Source organism: Streptomyces sp. 63XJN7_1_ISO-PGPR-S23-121, from assembly GCF_056173025.1.
This window is the reverse complement of record NZ_CM149653.1, coordinates 5,719,092-5,735,213: the sequence shown is the minus strand read 5'-3', so window position 1 is coordinate 5,735,213 and position 16,122 is coordinate 5,719,092. Positions and strand designations below refer to the sequence as shown.

The following is a 16,122-nucleotide window of genomic DNA, read 5'->3' as shown; positions in this document are numbered from 1 at the left end:
GGGCGCTGGAAGGAGGGAAGTGGCCCGGCCGGGCGGTGCCGCGGTGGCGTCCTCGGGATCGTGATCGATTGGCAGGGTAGGCTAACCTAACTGCGTGTTGGTCGACAGTCCCCCCGAACAGCGCGCGGAGACCGCCCCCGCGCCCCCGAAGCGCCGTGCGCTCCGTGCCGTTGGGTTGCCCGTCTCCGCGGCGGTCCTGGTGCTGATCGCGATGACGAGCATCGCGGTCGGCGCGAAGGACCTGTCGCTGGCGCAGGTCTGGCACGGCCTGTTCCACGACTCGGGCACCTACGGCGACGTCGTGGTGGGCGAGCGGCTGTCGCGGACCGCGCTCGGTCTGCTGGCCGGCGCCGCGCTCGGCCTCGCCGGGGCCGTGCTCCAGGCGCTCACCCGCAACCCGCTGGCCGACCCCGGCCTGCTCGGCATCAACGCGGGGGCCTCGGCGGCGGTCGTCACGGCCATCACCTTCCTCGGCGTCACCTCACTGACCGGCTACGTCTGGTTCGCCTTCCTCGGCGCGGCCGGCGTGGGCGCGCTGGTGTGGTTCCTGGGCGGCAGCCGGGGTGCCACGCCGGTGCGGCTGGTGCTGGCCGGCACCGCGATCAGCGCCGCGCTCTTCGGCTACCTCCAGGCCGTCATGATCATGGACGACGCGGCACTGGGCCGGATGCGCTTCTGGACCGTCGGTTCGCTGTCCTCGGCGACGAACGGGACCATCAAGGAGGTGCTGCCGTTCTTCGCCGTCGGCACGGTCCTCGCCCTCGCGCTGGCCCGGCCGCTCAACGCCATGGAGATGGGCGACGACACGGCCAAGGCGCTCGGCGCCAACCTGAACCGCACCCGGGCGCTGGCCATGCTCGCCGCCACCGTGCTGTGCGGGGCCGCGACCGCCGCCTGCGGGCCGATCGTCTTCGTCGGCCTGATGGTCCCGCACATCGTGCGGTCCTTCACCGGGCCGGACCTGCGCTGGATCCTGCCGTACGCCGCGATCCTGTCGCCCGTGCTGCTGCTCGGCGCGGACGTGCTCGGCCGGATCGTCGCGCGGCCCTCGGAGCTCCAGGTCGGCATCGTCACCGCGGTCCTCGGCGGACCGGTGTTCATCTTTCTCGTACGACGACGGAGGACGGCGCAGCTGTGAGGACCCATCGTGCGGTACGGAGTCCGGGAGGGCTGTCGCTGCGCCTCGACGTCCGGGCCGTGGTCGTCGTCGCCCTGCTGCTGGTCGTCGCGCTCGCCGCGAGCGTCCTGCTGATCGGCACCGGCGAGTTCGAGATACCCGCCGGGGACGTGCTGAAGACCCTGCTCGGCGACGGCAACCCCAGCCAGGAGTTCATCGTCGACGAACTGCGGCTGCCGCGGGTCCTGGTCGGGCTGCTGGTCGGTGCCGCGCTGGGGCTGGGCGGCGCCCTGTTCCAGGCCATCTCGCGCAACCCGCTGGGCAGTCCGGACGTCCTCGGCCTCGGCCAGGGAGCGACGGCCGGCGCCCTCGTGATGATCGTCCTGTTCTCCGGAACCGCCACCCAGGTCACCGCCGGCGCGCTCGCGGGCGGCCTGGTGACCGGCATCGGCATCTACGTCCTCGCCTGGAAGCGCGGGGTGCACGGCTACCGGCTGGTCCTGGTCGGCATCGGCATGTCCGCGATCGTCACCGCGGTCAACGGCTACCTGATGACCCGGGCCGACATCGTCGATGCCGCCCGGGCCGTCGTCTGGATGACCGGGTCCCTCAACGGCCGTGACTGGGCCCAGGTGTGGCCGCTGCTGGCGCTGTGCGCGGTGCTCGTGCCGCTCGTCCTCGCCAACGGCCGGGCGCTGCGGCTGATGGAGATGGGCGACGACGTCTCGTACGCCCTCGGGGTGCGCGTCGAGCGGGTGCGGATGCTGCTGATGGTGGCCGCCGTGCTGCTCACCGCCGCCGCGACCGCCGCCGCCGGGCCGGTCAGTTTCGTCGCGCTCACCGCGCCGCAGCTCGCCCGGCGCCTGACCCGCTCGCCCGGGCCCAACCTGCTGCCGTCGCTGTGCATGGGTGCCGCCCTGCTGGTCGGCGCCGACTGGGTCTCGCAGCGGGCCTTCGGCGCCGACCAGCTGCCCGTGGGCGTCGTCACCGGTGTCGTCGGCGGTGTCTACCTGCTGTGGCTGCTGGTCACCGAGCGCAGGGCGGGCAGGATATGAGCGCCGACGCCGCCGCCGGCGGACTGAACAACCAAGGGAGCCTCGTGAACCGTCTGTCCGCCGAGAACGTCACCCTCGCCTACGACCAGCGGGTCATCGCCGAGCAGCTGTCGGTGGAGATACCCGACAACTCCTTCACGGTGATCGTCGGTCCCAACGCCTGCGGCAAGTCGACCCTGTTGCGCGCCCTGTCGCGGATGCTCAAGCCGGCCCGGGGCCGGGTGCTCCTGGACGGGTCGGTCATCCAGTCGATGCCCGCCAAGCAGGTCGCCCGGACCCTCGGCCTGCTGCCGCAGTCGTCCATCGCGCCCGACGGCATCACCGTCGGCGACCTGGTGGGCCGGGGCCGCTACCCGCACCAGGGCCTGCTGCGCCAGTGGTCGGCCGAGGACGAGCGCGTCGTCCGGGAGTCGATGGCCCAGACCGGCATCACCGAACTCGCCGACCGGTACGTCGACGAGCTCTCCGGCGGTCAGCGCCAGCGCGTGTGGATCGCCATGGCACTCGCTCAGCAGACCCCGCTGCTGCTGCTCGACGAGCCGACGACCTACCTGGACATCCAGCACCAGATCGACGTCCTTGACCTGTGCGCGGAGCTCCACGAGACCCAGGGCCGCACCCTGGTGGCCGTCCTGCACGACCTCAACCACGCCGCCCGGTACGCCACCCACCTCATCGCCCTGCGGGGCGGCGAGGTCATCGCGGAGGGGGCGCCGAACGACATCGTCACGGCCGAACTGGTCGAGGAGGTCTTCGGACTGCGCTGCCAGATCATCGACGACCCGGAGACGGGCACGCCGCTGGTGGTGCCGGCCGCGCGCAAGGCACGCGTCACGGGCGGCGCCGAGCGGGAGAAGGTGTCGGCGACCAAGGCGTCCTGACGGCGGTCACAGAAGCTTCCGGAGGCGGAACAGGTCACGCAGACCCGCCTCCAGCCGCACCCGGCCCGAACCCCACGCCTTGGCGAAGTTCAGCTCGCCGTCGACCAGGGCCACCAGGTCGTCGCCGGTCATCGCCAGTCTGATCTCGGCCTTCTCGCGCGGCGGCCCCTCGAGGGTCTCGCGCACGTCGATCCGGCCGTCCGCCATGCGGCCCGCGAAGGTGATGTCCAGGTCGGTGATGTGGCAGCTCACCGAGCGGTCCAAAGCCGTCGCCGACCGCAGGTCCCCTTCGGCACCGCCCATGCTGTCCGAGAGCTTTTCGAGTGCGGCACGGCACTCCTCAGTCGTCGCCATCGGGACAGACCGTACCGCAGCGGTTCGCGGTAGCGTCGGGGCATGAGCGACGCAGTCCCGGAGACGGGGTTCCAGGAGGCCACCGCCGGTGCCGCGGCCGAGGCCGGGCAGCAGGAGGCGGCGCCCGCGCACGACCCGGCCGCCCCCGCGCCCCTGGGCGTCCCCCGCACCGCGACCGGCGACGCCGAGGTGGACGCCGCGCTGCGCCGCCTGGCCGACGCCGACCACCTCGCCACCGACGGCCACGTCGCGGTGTACGAGGATGTACACCGGGGGCTGCGCGACGCGCTCACCGCGCTCGACGCCCGCCCGGGACCTCCGGTGCCCCCACGGCCGCACGAACACAGGAGCTGAACCGAACGTGGCAGGAGTCGCACGCCGCCGTCTCGACGCGGAGCTGGTCCGCCGCAAGCTGGCGCGCTCGCGCGAGCATGCCAGCCAGCTGATCGCCGCCGGGCGGGTGAGCGTCGGCAGGACCGTCGCGACCAAGCCCGCCACCCAGGTGGAGACCGCCGCGGCCATCGTCGTCACCCAGGACGACGGCGACCCCGACTACGTCTCGCGCGGCGGCCACAAGCTCGCCGGCGCCCTGTCGGCGTTCGTACCGCGGGGCCTCGCCGTCGAGGGGAGGCGCGCGCTCGACGCCGGCGCCTCCACCGGCGGCTTCACCGACGTCCTGCTGCGGGCGGGCGCCGCACATGTCGTCGCCGTGGACGTCGGGTACGGGCAGCTCGCGTGGTCTCTCCAACGGGATGAACGCGTCACCGTCAAGGACCGTACGAACGTACGCGAGTTGACGCTGGACGCGATCGACGGAGAGCCGGTGGATCTGGTCGTGGGAGATCTGTCCTTCATCCCGCTCGGGCTGGTGCTGCCCGCCCTGGTGCGGTGCACGCGGCCGGACGCCGACCTGGTGATGATGGTGAAGCCGCAGTTCGAGGTGGGCAAGGAGAGGCTGGGCAGCGGGGGAGTGGTACGCAGTGCGCAGCTGCGGGCCGAGGCCGTACGGGGTGTCGCCCGGCGGGCCTGGGACCTGGGGCTCGGTGTGAAGGGGGTCACCGCCAGTCCGCTGCCGGGTCCCTCCGGGAACGTCGAGTACTTTCTGTGGCTGCGGGCCGGGGCCGGTGAACTGGACCCGGCCGACGTTGACCGTGCAGTGGCGGAGGGGCCGCGTTGACAGAGAACCGAGCTCGTACTGTTTTCCTGCTCGCCCACACCGGGCGGCCCGCGGCCATCCGCAGCGCCGAGCTCGTGGTCAAGGGCCTGCTGCTCGCCGGGATCGGCGTACGCGTCCTGGAGGCCGAGGCGCGCGACCTGCCGCTGCCGGACGAGGTGGAGCTGGTCGGCGAGGCCACCCCGCAGTGCCTCGACGGGTGCGAGCTGCTCATCGTCCTGGGCGGTGACGGGACGCTGCTGCGCGGCGCCGAGTTCGCCCGCGCCTCCGGAGTGCCGATGCTCGGCGTCAACCTCGGCCGGGTCGGCTTCCTCGCCGAAGCCGAGCGGGACGACCTCGACAAGGTCGTCGACCGGGTGGTGAACCGGGCGTACGAGGTCGAGGAGCGCATGACCGTCGACGTCGTCGTGCACCGCAACGGCGACATCGTGCACACCGACTGGGCGCTGAACGAGGCCGCCGTGCAGAAGGCCGGTGCCGAGAAGCTGCTCGAGGTCGTGCTGGAGATCGACGGGCGGCCGGTGACGGGGTTCGGCTGCGACGGCATCGTGCTGTCGACGCCGACCGGATCGACGGCATACGCCTTCTCCGCGGGGGGACCGGTGGTGTGGCCCGAGGTCGAGGCGCTGCTCATGGTGCCGATCAGCGCGCACGCGCTGTTCGCGAAGCCGCTGGTGACCTCGCCCGACTCGGTGCTCGCGGTGGAGGTGCTGCCGCACATCCCGCCGGGCGTGCTGTGGTGCGACGGGCGGCGGACGGTGGAGCTGCCGCCCGGGGCCCGCGTGGAGGTGCGCCGGGGGGCGGTGCCGGTGCGGCTGGCCCGGCTGCACCACGCGTCGTTCACGGACCGGCTGGTCGCCAAGTTCGCCCTGCCGGTGTCCGGGTGGCGCGGGGCGCCGCACTAGCGGACCCGATGGGGTGGTTCCGGCCCGACGGCGGCCACGGGTGGTTCCCGGCCGATCGCGCAGTTCCCCGCGCCCCGGAGGGCGCGCCGGCCCGGGGTGACACGGGCGGCCTGTGTGCGCTCCCCGCCCCGGACCTCGTAAGGTCGTGTTCGTGTTGGAGGAGATGCGGATACGGTCGCTCGGAGTCATCGACGATGCCGTTGTCGAGCTGTCGCCGGGGTTCACCGCTGTCACGGGTGAGACGGGCGCGGGCAAGACCATGGTGGTCACGAGCCTCGGGCTGCTCCTGGGCGGGCGCGCGGACGCGGCGCTGGTACGGATCGGGGCCAAGAACGCGGTCGTCGAGGGGCGGATCGCCGTGCCCGGTGACGCCGCGGCGGCCGTGCGGGCCGAGGAGGCCGGGGCCGAGCTGGACGACGGGGCCCTGCTGATCAGCCGTACCGTGTCCGCCGAGGGGCGTTCACGCGCGCATCTGGGCGGGCGGTCCGTGCCCGTGGGCATGCTCGCCGAGCTCGCCGACGAGCTGGTGGCCGTGCACGGGCAGACCGACCAGCAGGGGCTGCTGAAGCAGTCCCGGCAGCGGCAGGCCCTGGACCGGTACGCGGGGGACGCGGTCGCCGGGCCGCTCGCCAAGTACGCCGAGGCCTACCGCCGGCTCCGGGCCGTCGCGTCCGAGCTGAACGAGATCACCACACGGGCGCGTGAGCGCGCCCAGGAAGCCGACCTGCTGCGCTACGGCCTCGACGAGGTGGCGGCCGTCGAACCGCGCGCCGGCGAGGACGCGGAGCTGGCGGAGGAGGCGGAGCGGCTCGGGCACGCCGAGGCGCTGGCGTCGGCCGCGACGGCCGCGCACGCCGCGCTGGCGGGCGATCCGGAGGACCCCGAGGGCGTGGACGCGGCGACGCTCGTCGCGGGTGCGCAGCGGGCCCTGGACGCCGTCCGGTCGCACGACCCGGCGCTCGCCGCGCTCGCCGAGCGGATCGGCGAGGTCGGCATCCTGCTGCGGGACGTGGCGGGGGACCTGGCGGGGTACGCCGACGATCTGGACGCCGACCCGCTGCGGCTGGCGGCGGTCGAGGAGCGGCGGGCCGCGCTCACCGCGCTGACCAGGAAGTACGGCGAGGACGTGACCGCCGTGCTGACCTGGGCCGAGCAGAGCGCCGCGCGGCTGACCGAGCTGGACGGCGACGACGAGCGGATCGGCGAGCTGACCGCGGAGCGGGACGCGCTCCGGGCGGAGCTGGGCGGGCTGGCACAGGCGCTGACCGACGCGCGGACGGAGGCCGCCGAGCGGTTCGCCGCCGCGGTGACCGCCGAGCTGGCCTCGCTCGCCATGCCGCACGCGCGCGTGTCGTTCGACGTCCGGCAGACCGAGGACCCGCAGGGCGTGGAGGTCGGCGGTCGTACCGTCGCGTACGGGCCGTCGGGCGCCGACGAGGTGGAGCTGCTGCTCGCCCCGCACCCGGGCGCGCCGCCCCGGCCCATCGCCAAGGGCGCCTCCGGCGGTGAGCTGTCGCGCGTGATGCTGGCCGTGGAGGTCGTCTTCGCGGGCACCGACCCCGTGCCGACGTACCTCTTCGACGAGGTCGACGCCGGCGTCGGCGGCAAGGCGGCGGTGGAGATCGGGCGGCGCCTGGCGCGGCTCGCGAGGACCGCGCAGGTCGTCGTGGTCACGCACCTGCCGCAGGTGGCGGCGTTCGCCGACCGGCAGCTCCTGGTGGAGAAGACGAACGACGGCTCGGTGACCCGCTCCGGGGTGAAGGTCCTCGAGGGCGAGGAGCGGATCAAGGAGCTGTCCCGGATGCTCGCAGGCCAGGAGGACTCGGAAACGGCCCGCGCCCACGCGGAGGAACTGCTCGCGACGGCGCGCGACGACGCGTAGGGCGAACCCGCGGACGCCGGGCGCGGGAGTGACCGCCGGTGCCGCGGGGGACGGCCTCGTGGGCGGGTGCCGCGCCGGCGGGTCCGTCCGGGCGCGGTGACCGCCCCCCGCCCGCCCCGCCGGGCGCGGTGAGGCCGGTCCGGGCGGGCTTCGCGCCGCCCGGGGCGCCCGCCGGGGGTCCCGTAGGGTGGCCGGATGATCAACCGCAGCCGCCGGACCGGTGCCTCCCTCGCGCTCGCCGCCGCCGTCGCCCGGACCGGCCTGACCGCGCTGCGGACCACGGCACCGGGCGGCCGGGACCGCTGGGAGCGCGGGAACCACGCCGGGCGGGCCGTCGGGCTGTACGCCGGACCCGCGTCCGCCGTGGCGGCGGCCGTAGGCGCCGGCCGGGTGCGGCCCGCCGCCGGACTCGCCGTGCTCGCCGCCGGCGCCTGCGGGGCCTACGACGACGTCGCGGGGGCCCAGGACCCCCGGCGCGGGTTCCGGGCCCACCTGGCGGCACTGCGGGGCGGCGAGGTCACCAGCGGGGCGGTGAAGCTGTTCGGGATCTGCGGGGCCGGGCTCCTCGCGGGTGCGGTGATGAAGCCGCGGCCGCTGGACAAGGTGCTCGCCGGTGTGGTGATCGCCGGGGCCGCGCACCTCGTCAACCTCGTGGACGTACGCCCCGGCAGGGCCGCCGCGGTGGTCCTCGCGCTCGGAGCGCCGGGCCTGCTGCGGCCGGGGCCCGGAGCCGAGACGGCCGCCGCCGCGATGGGAGCCGCCGCGGCCGTCCTGCCCGACGACCTCGCCGCGCGCACGATGCTCGGCGACACGGGGGCGCACGCGCTGGGCGCGGCCCTGGGCGCCGCAGTCGTGATGGGCAGCCGCAGGCCGGGACTCGCCGCGCACGCCGTCGCGCTGGTGGCCGCGGCGGTGTGCGGGGACCGGGTGAGCGCGCTGGCATGTCACTCGTGTGAGTGAACCGGTCCTGTTCCGTTGCCCCGTCGTCGCGTGCGCGCGGGGATCGTCGTTCCCGGAACACCCGTACGTGCTGGCATCCTTGACGGAGTGACGCGCAGGGAGCCGTGCGGCGCGCCCCGGCCGCACCATCCTTCTGTACGTTCTTCGTGACCGTCCCCCCCGATGAACCAGGAGTCCCGGTTCACGTGACCCCCGTGAGCAGCCACTCACCGCTCGGCCCGGCGCCGCTGCGCACCGTGCAGGTGCTGGGCGGAGGCAACGCCGGAAGCAGCGCGCACGTGCGCTCGCTGGCCGCGGGGCTCGTCGCGCGGGGCGTGAAGGTCACGGTGTGCGCCCCCGCCGAGGCGGAACGCACCTACGACTTCACCGGCGCCGGAGCCGACCACGTGCACGTACCGCGCAGCAGCGACCCCGTCTCCGTGGCGGCGCTGCGGTCGGTGTGCGCCGACGCGGACCTGGTGCACGCGCACGGGCTGCACGCCTCCTTCCGCGCCGTGCTGGCCCTCGGCGGGCGCCGGACCCCCACCCCGCTGGTCGTCACCTGGCACGACCGGGCCCACGCCGAGGGGGCGCGCGCCCACCTGCTGCGGGTGCTGGAACGGCGGGTGATGCGGTCCGCCGGCGTGGTGCTCGGCGCCACCCCGGGCCTGGTCGACCGGGCCCGGCGGACCGGTGCACGGGACGCTCGGCTCGGGTCCGTCGCGCTCCCCGGCCGCCCCCGCCAGGTCGCCGGCCCGGAGGAACCCGACCGGACGCGCTCCAAGATCCGGGCCGAACTGGGAGCCGTCGGCCGCCCGTTGCTGATCGCGGTCGGCTCCCTGGAACCGCACCGGGGATACGACGTCCTGCTCGGCGCCGCGCGGGCGTGGCGCCGTCTCGACCCCGCGCCGCTGGTCGTCGTGGCCGGAGAGGGGCCGCTGCGCGGGGAGTTGCAGCGGCGGATCGAGGACGAGGGGCTGCCGGTCGTCCTCATCGGCCGCCGCGACGACGTCGCCGACCTGCTGACGGCCGCCGACCTCGCGCTGCTGCCGGACCACCGGAGGGCGGGGCGCTCCGTCCTCGCCCAGGAGGCACTCCTCGCGCGCCTGCCGCTCGTCGCCGCCGACACCGGCGGCCTCCCCGAACTCGTCGGCGACGCCGCCGAACTCGTGCCGCCCGGGGACGCCGGGGCACTCGCCGACGCCGTCGTCGGCCTGCTCGGCGACGCCGAGCGGCGGGAGGCGCTGCGCGACCGGGGCGCCCGGCAGGCGGCCGGCTGGCCGACCGAGGACGAGACCGTCGCCCAGGTCCTCAGCGTCTACGACGAACTGACCCGGCCCGCACCGCTGTTCTAGCGCCCTTCGTCCGGCGTGCTCCGCCAGGGCACGTGGCGGCGTGCCCGCAGGGCCAGGCTCAACGCCAGCACGGTCTGCGGGTCGTCGAGGTCCGTGCCCAGCAACTCGCCTATCCGGGCCAGCCGGTTGTACAGCGTCTGCCGGTTCAGATGGAGTTCGCGCGCCGTCTCCGCCTTGCGGCCCGCGTGCGCCAGGTACGTCTGGAGGGTGGGCAGCAGCGGCGGCTTGGAGCGGTTGTCGTGGTCCTGGAGGGGGCCGATCGCCCGGCCGACGAACGCCGCCAGGTCCGGATCGTCACGCAGCCGCCACAGCAGCAGGTCGATGTCGAGGCGCCGGGCGTCGTACCACGGCCGGTCGCCGAGGCCCTGGGCCGCGGTCGCCGTCTCCGCGGCGTGCCGCAGACCGGCCGACGCCGCCGCCCAGCCCCCGGCCACCCCGACGACCACGACCGGCGGGTGCGCTCCCGGCCGCTGCATCCCGGCCCGCTCCACGCCCGCCCGCAGCGCCGCCGCGACCCGGTCGGCGACCGCCGCCCGCTCCGCCTCCGAGCGCAGGCCCAGCAGGAGCGGCACCCGGCCCTCCACCGGCCGCACGCCCAGCAGGACCGGCACCCCGACCGACGCCAGTTCCTCACCGACCGCGCGGGCCAGCACCGCCCAGCCGCCGCCGGCGGGGGCGAGGGTGTCGCCGAGCCGCATCACCACCGGCAGCAGCGGGCTGCCGCCCGGCTTGAAGCCCAGGACGCGGGCCTGCGCCGGGGCGTCCTCCGCCGTGATCCGGCCCTCGGCGAGGTCGGTGAGGAAGTCGCCGCGCCCGCGCGCCGCCAGCTCCTCCTCCTGCCGGGCCTGCATCAGCACCACGGCGAGGACGCCGGCCGCCCGTTCCGCCGCCATCCGGTGCACCGGCGCCAGCGGGGACCGTACGGGCAGCAGGACCAGCCGGGCGCGCACCGACCCGGCGCCGGGGCCGCCGCCGGGCACGTCGACCAGGACCGAGCCCGCCGGGGGCGGGGTCTCCTTGTGCTGGCCCCGCAGCCCCTCCCACACCTGAAGGGGGTCGGCGCCCTCGGGGCCGGCACCGGCGGCGTACAGCAGGCGGCCGTCGCTCGTCTCCAGGAAGACCGGGTTGTCGCCGAACTCGGCCAGGATGCCGAGCACCTGAGGCACCCCGCCGCCGCCCAGCAGGGCCCCCGTGCAGCGGCGGTGCAACTCCTCGGCCCGCTGGAGCAGCGCGTAGTGGCCGTTGACGATCTCGGTGTGGATCTCCTCGGTGACCGTCACGAACGGCACCTCCCGGTGCAGCTGGACCAGCGGCAGCCCGGCCGCGCGGGCGGTGTCCACCAGGGTCGCGGGCAGCCGGGCGAAGCGCGGGCCCAGCTCCACGACCAGCGCCGCGATGCCGCGTTCGGCGAGGGTGCGGACGAACGCCCGCTGCTCGGCGGGGCGGGTGCCGAGGCCGTAGCCCGTGGTCAGCAGGAGCTCGCCGCCCTTGAGGAGGGAGGCGATGTTGGGCACCTCGCCCGCGTGCACCCATCGCACGGTGCGGTCCAGGCGGTCGGCGCCGGCGAGGACCTCCGGCAGGCCGCTGCGCAACCCGGGGAGTTCCAGGGCGCGTTGCACGGTGATCCCGGTGCCCCGTGTCCCGTATCCGGCGTCCCTGGTGCCGTCGCCGCTGTTGAGGTTGCCGCTGTCCATGGGCCGGACGCTACCCGCGCGGGGCGCCTGCGGGCACGTCGCGGGCAGGCGTCCCGCGCGTGGGCCTCACGCGGGCGGGATGTTGTGGTTGAACCGGAACACGTTGTCCGGGTCGTAGTGCCGCTTCAGCTCCGCGAGCCTGCGGGTGTTCTCGGTGCCCAGCCCGGCCACCACCCGGTCCGCGCCCTCGTCGCCGATGAAGTTGAGGTACACCGCCCCGGTGCTCCACGGCCGGACGTCCGCGCGGACGTCCCGCACCCACTGGACGCCTCGTTCGTCGTCGGCCGGGTCCTCCCACACCCCGAAGGGGTGCACCGCCCACGGGGCGTCGCGGTAGGGCACCGGGTGGGCGGACGGCCCGGCGGCGATCGCGCCGCCCTGCGGGAACAGGGCGTGCTGAGTGCCGCTCGGTACGGGCATGGAGCCCGCGCGGGCGCAGTACAGGTCCACCACCTCGTCGGGGAGCCCCGTCAGGTACTCGGCCGACCAGTAGTTCCGCATCCCCGGCGGGTCGTCGATCATGCACTGCAGGTCGGCGTACGGGATCGGGCCGACGACCTCGGCCTCGTGCGGCAGCGCCAGCAGCGGCTCGGCGATCTTGCGCAGGTCCGCCTCCGGGCCGGCGTAGGTGAGGAGCACCGCGCACTGCAGGGTGCCCACCAGGTGCGGCGGGACGAAGTCCACGGGCGGGCCGGTGAGGTAGATGACGCCGCCGCCCGCCTCGTCCGGACCCGACTCGATCACGTCGCGGAAGGTGCGGACGACCTGCCCGCCGGACTCCGGCGGGTAGAGCAGCAGGGCGATGGAGAACTCGGGCAGCTCGTGCAGTCTCAGGGTGAGCGCGGTGGCGATGCCGAAGTTCCCGCCGCCGCCGTGCAGCCCCCAGAAGAGGTCCGGGTTCTCGTGGGCGTCGGCCCGGATCCGCTGGGCGTCGGCGGTGACCAGTTCCACGCCGAGCAGATTGTCCACGGCCAGTCCGCACCAGCGGTCCAGCCAGCCCGTGCCGCCGCCCAGCACGAAGCCGCCGACGCCGGTGGTGGAGACGCGACCGCCGGTGGTGGCGAGGCCGTGCGGCTGGGTGGCGCGGTCCAGATGGCTCATCGTCGCCCCGCCGCCGACCCGTACCGCCCCGGCCGCGGGGTGGACCGTCACCTCGTGCATCAGACGCAGGTCGATCACCAGACCGCCGTCGTTGAGGGCCTGGCCCGACACGCTGTGACCGCCGCCGCGCACCGCGATGGGCAGGTCCCGTTCTCTGCCGAAGCGCACGGCCCGCACCACGTCGTCCTCGTCCGCGCACCGGGCGATCACGGCGGGCCGCCGGTCGATCATGGCGTTGTGGACGGTACGGGCCTCGTCGTAGCCCGGGTCACCGGGGGTGAAGACCTCGCCGGTGAGTTCCTCGTGCAGCGCGGCCGTCGCCGCACCCGCCGTCGAGAGGGAAGCCATGGCCGCCCCCTTCCGGAAAGGGGATGGTGTCTGTCTTCAGCCTAGGCGGGTGCGGACGGGTCTTCCTGTCGGGTGGCCTGCGGGTTCCGGGGGCCGTGTCCTGCGGAGACGGAAGGCAGCACGGGCCGCCCGGTCACGGTGGCTCCAAGCGGCTCACTTCGGTCCGGACCCCCGCAGCAGCCGCCCGCCGAGCAGCACGGCGCAGGCCCCGACGGTCAGCAGCCCGCCGACGAGGAAGGTGCCCCGCACGCCGGCGAGCGGCAGGACCAGTCCGCCGAGCGCGGCGCCCGCCGCGATACCGGCGTTGTACGAGCCGGAGTTCGCCGCGAGCGCGATGTCCGTGCGGCCCGGTGCGCAGTGCAGCATCGCGTTCTGGGTGGCCATGAACACCGGTCCGAGCGCACTGCCCGTCAGCGCCAGGAACACCACGGCTGCCACCGGTTCGGTGCCGGCCGCGTACAGACCGAGCATGCCCACCGCCTGCGTGGCAACGGCAGTGGTCAGGGCGGCCTGCGGAAAGCGGTCCAGCAAGGCCCCGGTGATGCTCACTCCGGCCAGGCACGCGACCCCGAAAGCCACGAGCAGGGCGTTGACCGCGCTCGAGGAGAACCCGCTCACGTCGCCGAGGAACTTGACCATGTAGGTGTATCCCGCGAAGGCCCCGGTGGCGGACAGGGTTCCGGCCGCCAGCACGGTCCCGAACCGGCGGACGTCGGGACTGGTTCCGTAGGCGGCGTTCTCCTCGTCCGGACGGGACGTGGGCAGCGAAACGGCGATGGTCACCAGTGAGACGAGCCCCAGAGCCGCGAGCACGGCGACGGGCGTCCGCCAGTCGCTGTGCCGGCCCAGCCAGGCCCCGGCGGGAACACCGAGCACGAGGGCGAGGGACCCGGCGACGGACAGCGCTCCGACCACACGTCCACGGACCTCGGTGGCGAACAGGCCCACCGCGACCGGCCCCATCACGGCCCAGAACAACGCCTGGGCGAGCGCCGTCAGCAGCCGCGCGAGGAGAAGCGTCCCGTAGGAGGTGGCCAGCGCCGCGACCAGGCTGGACACGACCAGCGCGGCCAGCAGCCCGGTGAGCACATGGCGTCGGGGCACGGCTCGCATGACGTAGGCGAGCGGTAAGGACGCGACGGCCACGGTCACGCCGTAACCGGTGACCAGGAGACCGACCGCCGGCACCGGCACCCGGAGACTTTCGGAGACGAGTTCCAGGAGGCCGATCGGCAGGTTCTCCGCGGTGTTGAGGGTGAACGCGGCCAGCATCAGGGCCGCGAGCACCGCCGCCCTGCGCCACGCAGGCGGACGCGTCGTGACCTTGCGGTCTCTTCCCGACCCGGCCCGTCGCGCCTGCTCCGTGACACCGTCCATGCGGATAGCCCACCGGGCTGCCCGGTCCCGCCGCAACCGTATTCATTCGCCGTGCGGGACGCTCGGAGGGTGACGAGGCCGAGGGCGATCACGCCCTCGGCCTCGTCACCCTCCTGGTCGTCGCGCTCAGCCCCCGTACGCGCCGCTCGCCGTCAGGCGCAGGGCCGTGTCGATCAGCGGGACGTGGCTGAAGGCCTGGGGGAAGTTGCCGACCTGGCGCTGGAGGCGCGGGTCCCACTCCTCGGCGAGCAGGCCCAGGTCGTTGCGCAGGGACAGCAGCTTCTCGAAGAGCTTGCGCGCCTCGTCCACCCTGCCGATCATCGCCAGGTCGTCGGCCATCCAGAACGAGCACGCGAGGAAGGCGCCCTCGTCGCCGGGCAGGCCGTCGACGCCCTCGTCCTTGCCGTCCGTCGGGTAGCGCAGGATGAAGCCGTCCGACGTGGACAGCTCCCGCTGGATCGCCTCGATGGTGCCGATGACCCGCTTGTCGTCCGGCGGCAGGAAGCCCATCTGCGGGATCAGCAGCAGCGAGGCGTCCAGCTCCTGGGAGCCGTAGGACTGCGTGAAGGTGTTGCGTTCCTCGTCGTAGCCCTTCTCGCACACGTCCCGGTGGATGTCGTCACGCAGCTGCTTCCAGCGCTCCAGCGGGCCGTCCGCGTCACCGGACTCGATCAGCTTGATGGTGCGGTCGACGGCGACCCAGGCCATCACCTTGGAGTGCACGAAGTGGCGGCGCGGGCCGCGCACCTCCCAGATGCCCTCGTCCGGCTCCTGCCAGTGGTCCTCCAGGTAGCGGATCAGCTTGAGCTGGAGCACCGAGGCGTAGTCGTTGCGGGCCAGGCCCGTCATGTGGGCCAGGTGCAGGGCCTCGGTGACCTCGCCGTACACGTCCAGCTGGAGCTGGTGGGCCGCGCCGTTGCCGACCCGGACCGGCGTGGAGTTCTCGTAGCCGGGCAGCCAGTCCAGCTCCGCCTCGCCGAGCTCGCGCTCACCGGCGATGCCGTACATGATCTGCAGGTTCTCCGGGTCGCCCGCGACCGCGCGCAGTAGCCACTCGCGCCAGGCGCGGGCCTCCTCGCGGTAGCCGGTGCGCAGCAGCGAGGACAGGGTGATCGCCGCGTCCCGCAGCCAGGTGTAGCGGTAGTCCCAGTTGCGGACGCCGCCGATCTCCTCCGGCAGGGAGGTGGTCGGCGCGGCGACGATGCCGCCGGTCGGGGCGTACGTCAGCGCCTTCAGCGTGATCAGGGAACGGACCACGGCCTCGCGGTAGGGCCCGTGGTACGTACAGTGCTCGACCCAGTCGCGCCAGAAGTCCTCCGTCGCCACCAGCGACTGCTCGGGCTCCGGCAGCGCCGGCGGCTCCTTGTGCGAGGGCTCCCAGGAGATGGTGAACGCGATCCGGTCACCCGGAGCGACGGTGAAGTCCGCGTACGTGGTGAGGTCCTTGCCGTAGGTCTCGGCCTCCGTGTCGAACCACACCGAGTCGGGGCCCGCGACGGCCACCGTGCGCCCCTCGTGCTTGTGCACCCACGGCACGACCCGTCCGTAGCTGAACCGCATCCGCAGCTCCGAGCGCATCGGCACCCGGCCGGAGACGCCTTCCACGATCCGGATCAGCTGCGGGGCGCCGTCGCGCGGCGGCATGAAATCGGTCACGCGGACCGTGCCGCGCGGGGTGTCCCACTCGGTTTCCAGGATGAGCGAGTCGCCGCGGTAGCCGCGCCGGGCGGCGGTGGGCGGCTCGGCACCGGGCGCGTGGGCGGGCCCGAGCCGCCAGAAGCCGTGTTCCTCGGTGCCGAGCAGACCGGCGAAGATGGCATGCGAGTCGAAGCGGGGCAGGCACAGCCAGTCGACTGTGCCGTCCCGGCAGACCAGGGCAGCGGTCTGCATGTCTCCGATGAGTGCGTAGTCTTCGATGCGCCCGGCCACGTGCAACTCCA

At 74.4% G+C, this 16,122-nt stretch carries 14 protein-coding genes; 9 read left to right on the top strand and 5 right to left on the bottom strand.

Annotated elements, in window-relative coordinates; genetic code table 11:
* Nucleotides 1–94 precede the first annotated feature (94 nt).
* Genes AC0VYN_RS25580 through AC0VYN_RS25570 form a run of 3 tightly spaced genes read left to right on the top strand, consistent with a single transcriptional unit; the run spans nucleotide 95 to nucleotide 3,053 of the window.
* Nucleotides 95–1,138: a FecCD family ABC transporter permease gene (locus AC0VYN_RS25580; RefSeq protein WP_475532855.1), complete on the top strand. Its 1,044-nt coding sequence runs from the start codon at nucleotides 95–97 to the stop codon at nucleotides 1,136–1,138.
* A complete protein-coding gene (locus AC0VYN_RS25575; protein ID WP_475532854.1) occupies nucleotides 1,135–2,172 on the top strand; it encodes a FecCD family ABC transporter permease in 1,038 nt (345 codons plus the stop codon). The genes AC0VYN_RS25580 and AC0VYN_RS25575 overlap by 4 nt, the downstream gene beginning before the upstream one ends.
* Entirely contained in the window at nucleotides 2,169–3,053 is an 885-nt protein-coding gene (locus AC0VYN_RS25570) for an ABC transporter ATP-binding protein (RefSeq protein WP_385468340.1), read from the top strand. Before AC0VYN_RS25575 ends, AC0VYN_RS25570 begins: the two co-directional genes overlap by 4 nt.
* A 6-nt stretch (nucleotides 3,054–3,059) precedes the next feature.
* On the opposite strand, the gene AC0VYN_RS25565 is transcribed toward AC0VYN_RS25570, so the two are convergent.
* A complete protein-coding gene (locus tag AC0VYN_RS25565) occupies nucleotides 3,060–3,407 on the bottom strand; it encodes a sterol-binding protein (protein WP_385468336.1) in 348 nt (115 codons plus the stop codon).
* A 42-nt stretch (nucleotides 3,408–3,449) separates the two neighbouring features.
* Here AC0VYN_RS25565 and AC0VYN_RS25560 point away from each other — a divergent pair, with 42 nt between their 5' ends.
* The 6 genes from AC0VYN_RS25560 to AC0VYN_RS25535 all read left to right on the top strand — a co-directional run bounded on the left by AC0VYN_RS25560 (nucleotide 3,450) and on the right by AC0VYN_RS25535 (nucleotide 9,662).
* The gene (locus AC0VYN_RS25560; protein ID WP_385468333.1) at nucleotides 3,450–3,761 is read left to right on the top strand and encodes a hypothetical protein; all 312 of its coding nucleotides are present in this window, start codon (nucleotides 3,450–3,452) and stop codon (nucleotides 3,759–3,761) included.
* A gap of 7 nt (nucleotides 3,762–3,768) precedes the next feature.
* The gene (locus tag AC0VYN_RS25555) at nucleotides 3,769–4,584 is read left to right on the top strand and encodes a hemolysin (protein WP_475532853.1); all 816 of its coding nucleotides are present in this window, start codon (nucleotides 3,769–3,771) and stop codon (nucleotides 4,582–4,584) included.
* Nucleotides 4,581–5,486 carry an NAD kinase gene (locus tag AC0VYN_RS25550; RefSeq protein WP_385468327.1) on the top strand — a complete coding sequence of 302 codons (906 nt, stop codon included), beginning with the start codon at nucleotides 4,581–4,583 and terminating at the stop codon, nucleotides 5,484–5,486. Before AC0VYN_RS25555 ends, AC0VYN_RS25550 begins: the two co-directional genes overlap by 4 nt.
* A 163-nt stretch (nucleotides 5,487–5,649) precedes the next feature.
* Nucleotides 5,650–7,368, top strand: coding sequence for a DNA repair protein RecN (gene recN / locus AC0VYN_RS25545; protein ID WP_475536989.1), 1,719 nt, complete (start codon nucleotides 5,650–5,652; stop codon nucleotides 7,366–7,368).
* A 195-nt stretch (nucleotides 7,369–7,563) separates the two neighbouring features.
* A complete protein-coding gene (locus AC0VYN_RS25540; RefSeq protein WP_475532852.1) occupies nucleotides 7,564–8,328 on the top strand; it encodes a hypothetical protein in 765 nt (254 codons plus the stop codon).
* A 185-nt stretch (nucleotides 8,329–8,513) separates the two neighbouring features.
* Nucleotides 8,514–9,662: a glycosyltransferase family 4 protein gene (locus AC0VYN_RS25535; protein WP_475532851.1), complete on the top strand. Its 1,149-nt coding sequence runs from the start codon at nucleotides 8,514–8,516 to the stop codon at nucleotides 9,660–9,662.
* On the opposite strand, the gene AC0VYN_RS25530 is transcribed toward AC0VYN_RS25535, so the two are convergent.
* From AC0VYN_RS25530 to AC0VYN_RS25515, 4 genes are all read right to left on the bottom strand, one after another.
* Entirely contained in the window at nucleotides 9,659–11,356 is a 1,698-nt protein-coding gene (locus AC0VYN_RS25530; RefSeq protein ID WP_475532850.1) for a PucR family transcriptional regulator, read from the bottom strand. The genes AC0VYN_RS25535 and AC0VYN_RS25530 overlap by 4 nt on opposite strands.
* A gap of 66 nt (nucleotides 11,357–11,422) precedes the next feature.
* On the bottom strand, nucleotides 11,423–12,805 hold the full coding sequence (locus AC0VYN_RS25525; protein ID WP_475532849.1) for an FAD-binding oxidoreductase: 1,383 nt from the start codon (nucleotides 12,803–12,805) through the stop codon (nucleotides 11,423–11,425).
* 153 nt (nucleotides 12,806–12,958) lie between these two features.
* Entirely contained in the window at nucleotides 12,959–14,077 is a 1,119-nt protein-coding gene (locus AC0VYN_RS25520; protein WP_475536988.1) for an MFS transporter, read from the bottom strand.
* A gap of 231 nt (nucleotides 14,078–14,308) precedes the next feature.
* Nucleotides 14,309–16,111 (bottom strand): glycoside hydrolase family 15 protein, encoded by a 1,803-nt coding sequence (locus tag AC0VYN_RS25515; RefSeq protein ID WP_475536987.1) that lies wholly within the window; start codon nucleotides 16,109–16,111, stop codon nucleotides 14,309–14,311.
* Nucleotides 16,112–16,122 lie beyond the last annotated feature (11 nt).

What these genes read in the sequence shown, in the direction of transcription:
- AC0VYN_RS25520 (WP_475536988.1), bottom strand. Translation starts at nt 14,077, where the DNA reads ATGCTGGCCGCGTTCACCCTCAACACCGCGGAGAACCTGCCGATCGGC.
- recN (WP_475536989.1), top strand. Translation starts at nt 5,650, where the DNA reads ATGCGGATACGGTCGCTCGGAGTCATCGACGATGCCGTTGTCGAGCTG.
- AC0VYN_RS25525 (WP_475532849.1), bottom strand. Translation starts at nt 12,805, where the DNA reads ATGGCTTCCCTCTCGACGGCGGGTGCGGCGACGGCCGCGCTGCACGAG.
- AC0VYN_RS25565 (WP_385468336.1), bottom strand. Translation starts at nt 3,407, where the DNA reads ATGGCGACGACTGAGGAGTGCCGTGCCGCACTCGAAAAGCTCTCGGAC.
- AC0VYN_RS25530 (WP_475532850.1), bottom strand. Translation starts at nt 11,356, where the DNA reads ATGGACAGCGGCAACCTCAACAGCGGCGACGGCACCAGGGACGCCGGA.
- AC0VYN_RS25570 (WP_385468340.1), top strand. Translation starts at nt 2,169, where the DNA reads ATGAGCGCCGACGCCGCCGCCGGCGGACTGAACAACCAAGGGAGCCTC.
- AC0VYN_RS25560 (WP_385468333.1), top strand. Translation starts at nt 3,450, where the DNA reads ATGAGCGACGCAGTCCCGGAGACGGGGTTCCAGGAGGCCACCGCCGGT.
- AC0VYN_RS25540 (WP_475532852.1), top strand. Translation starts at nt 7,564, where the DNA reads ATGATCAACCGCAGCCGCCGGACCGGTGCCTCCCTCGCGCTCGCCGCC.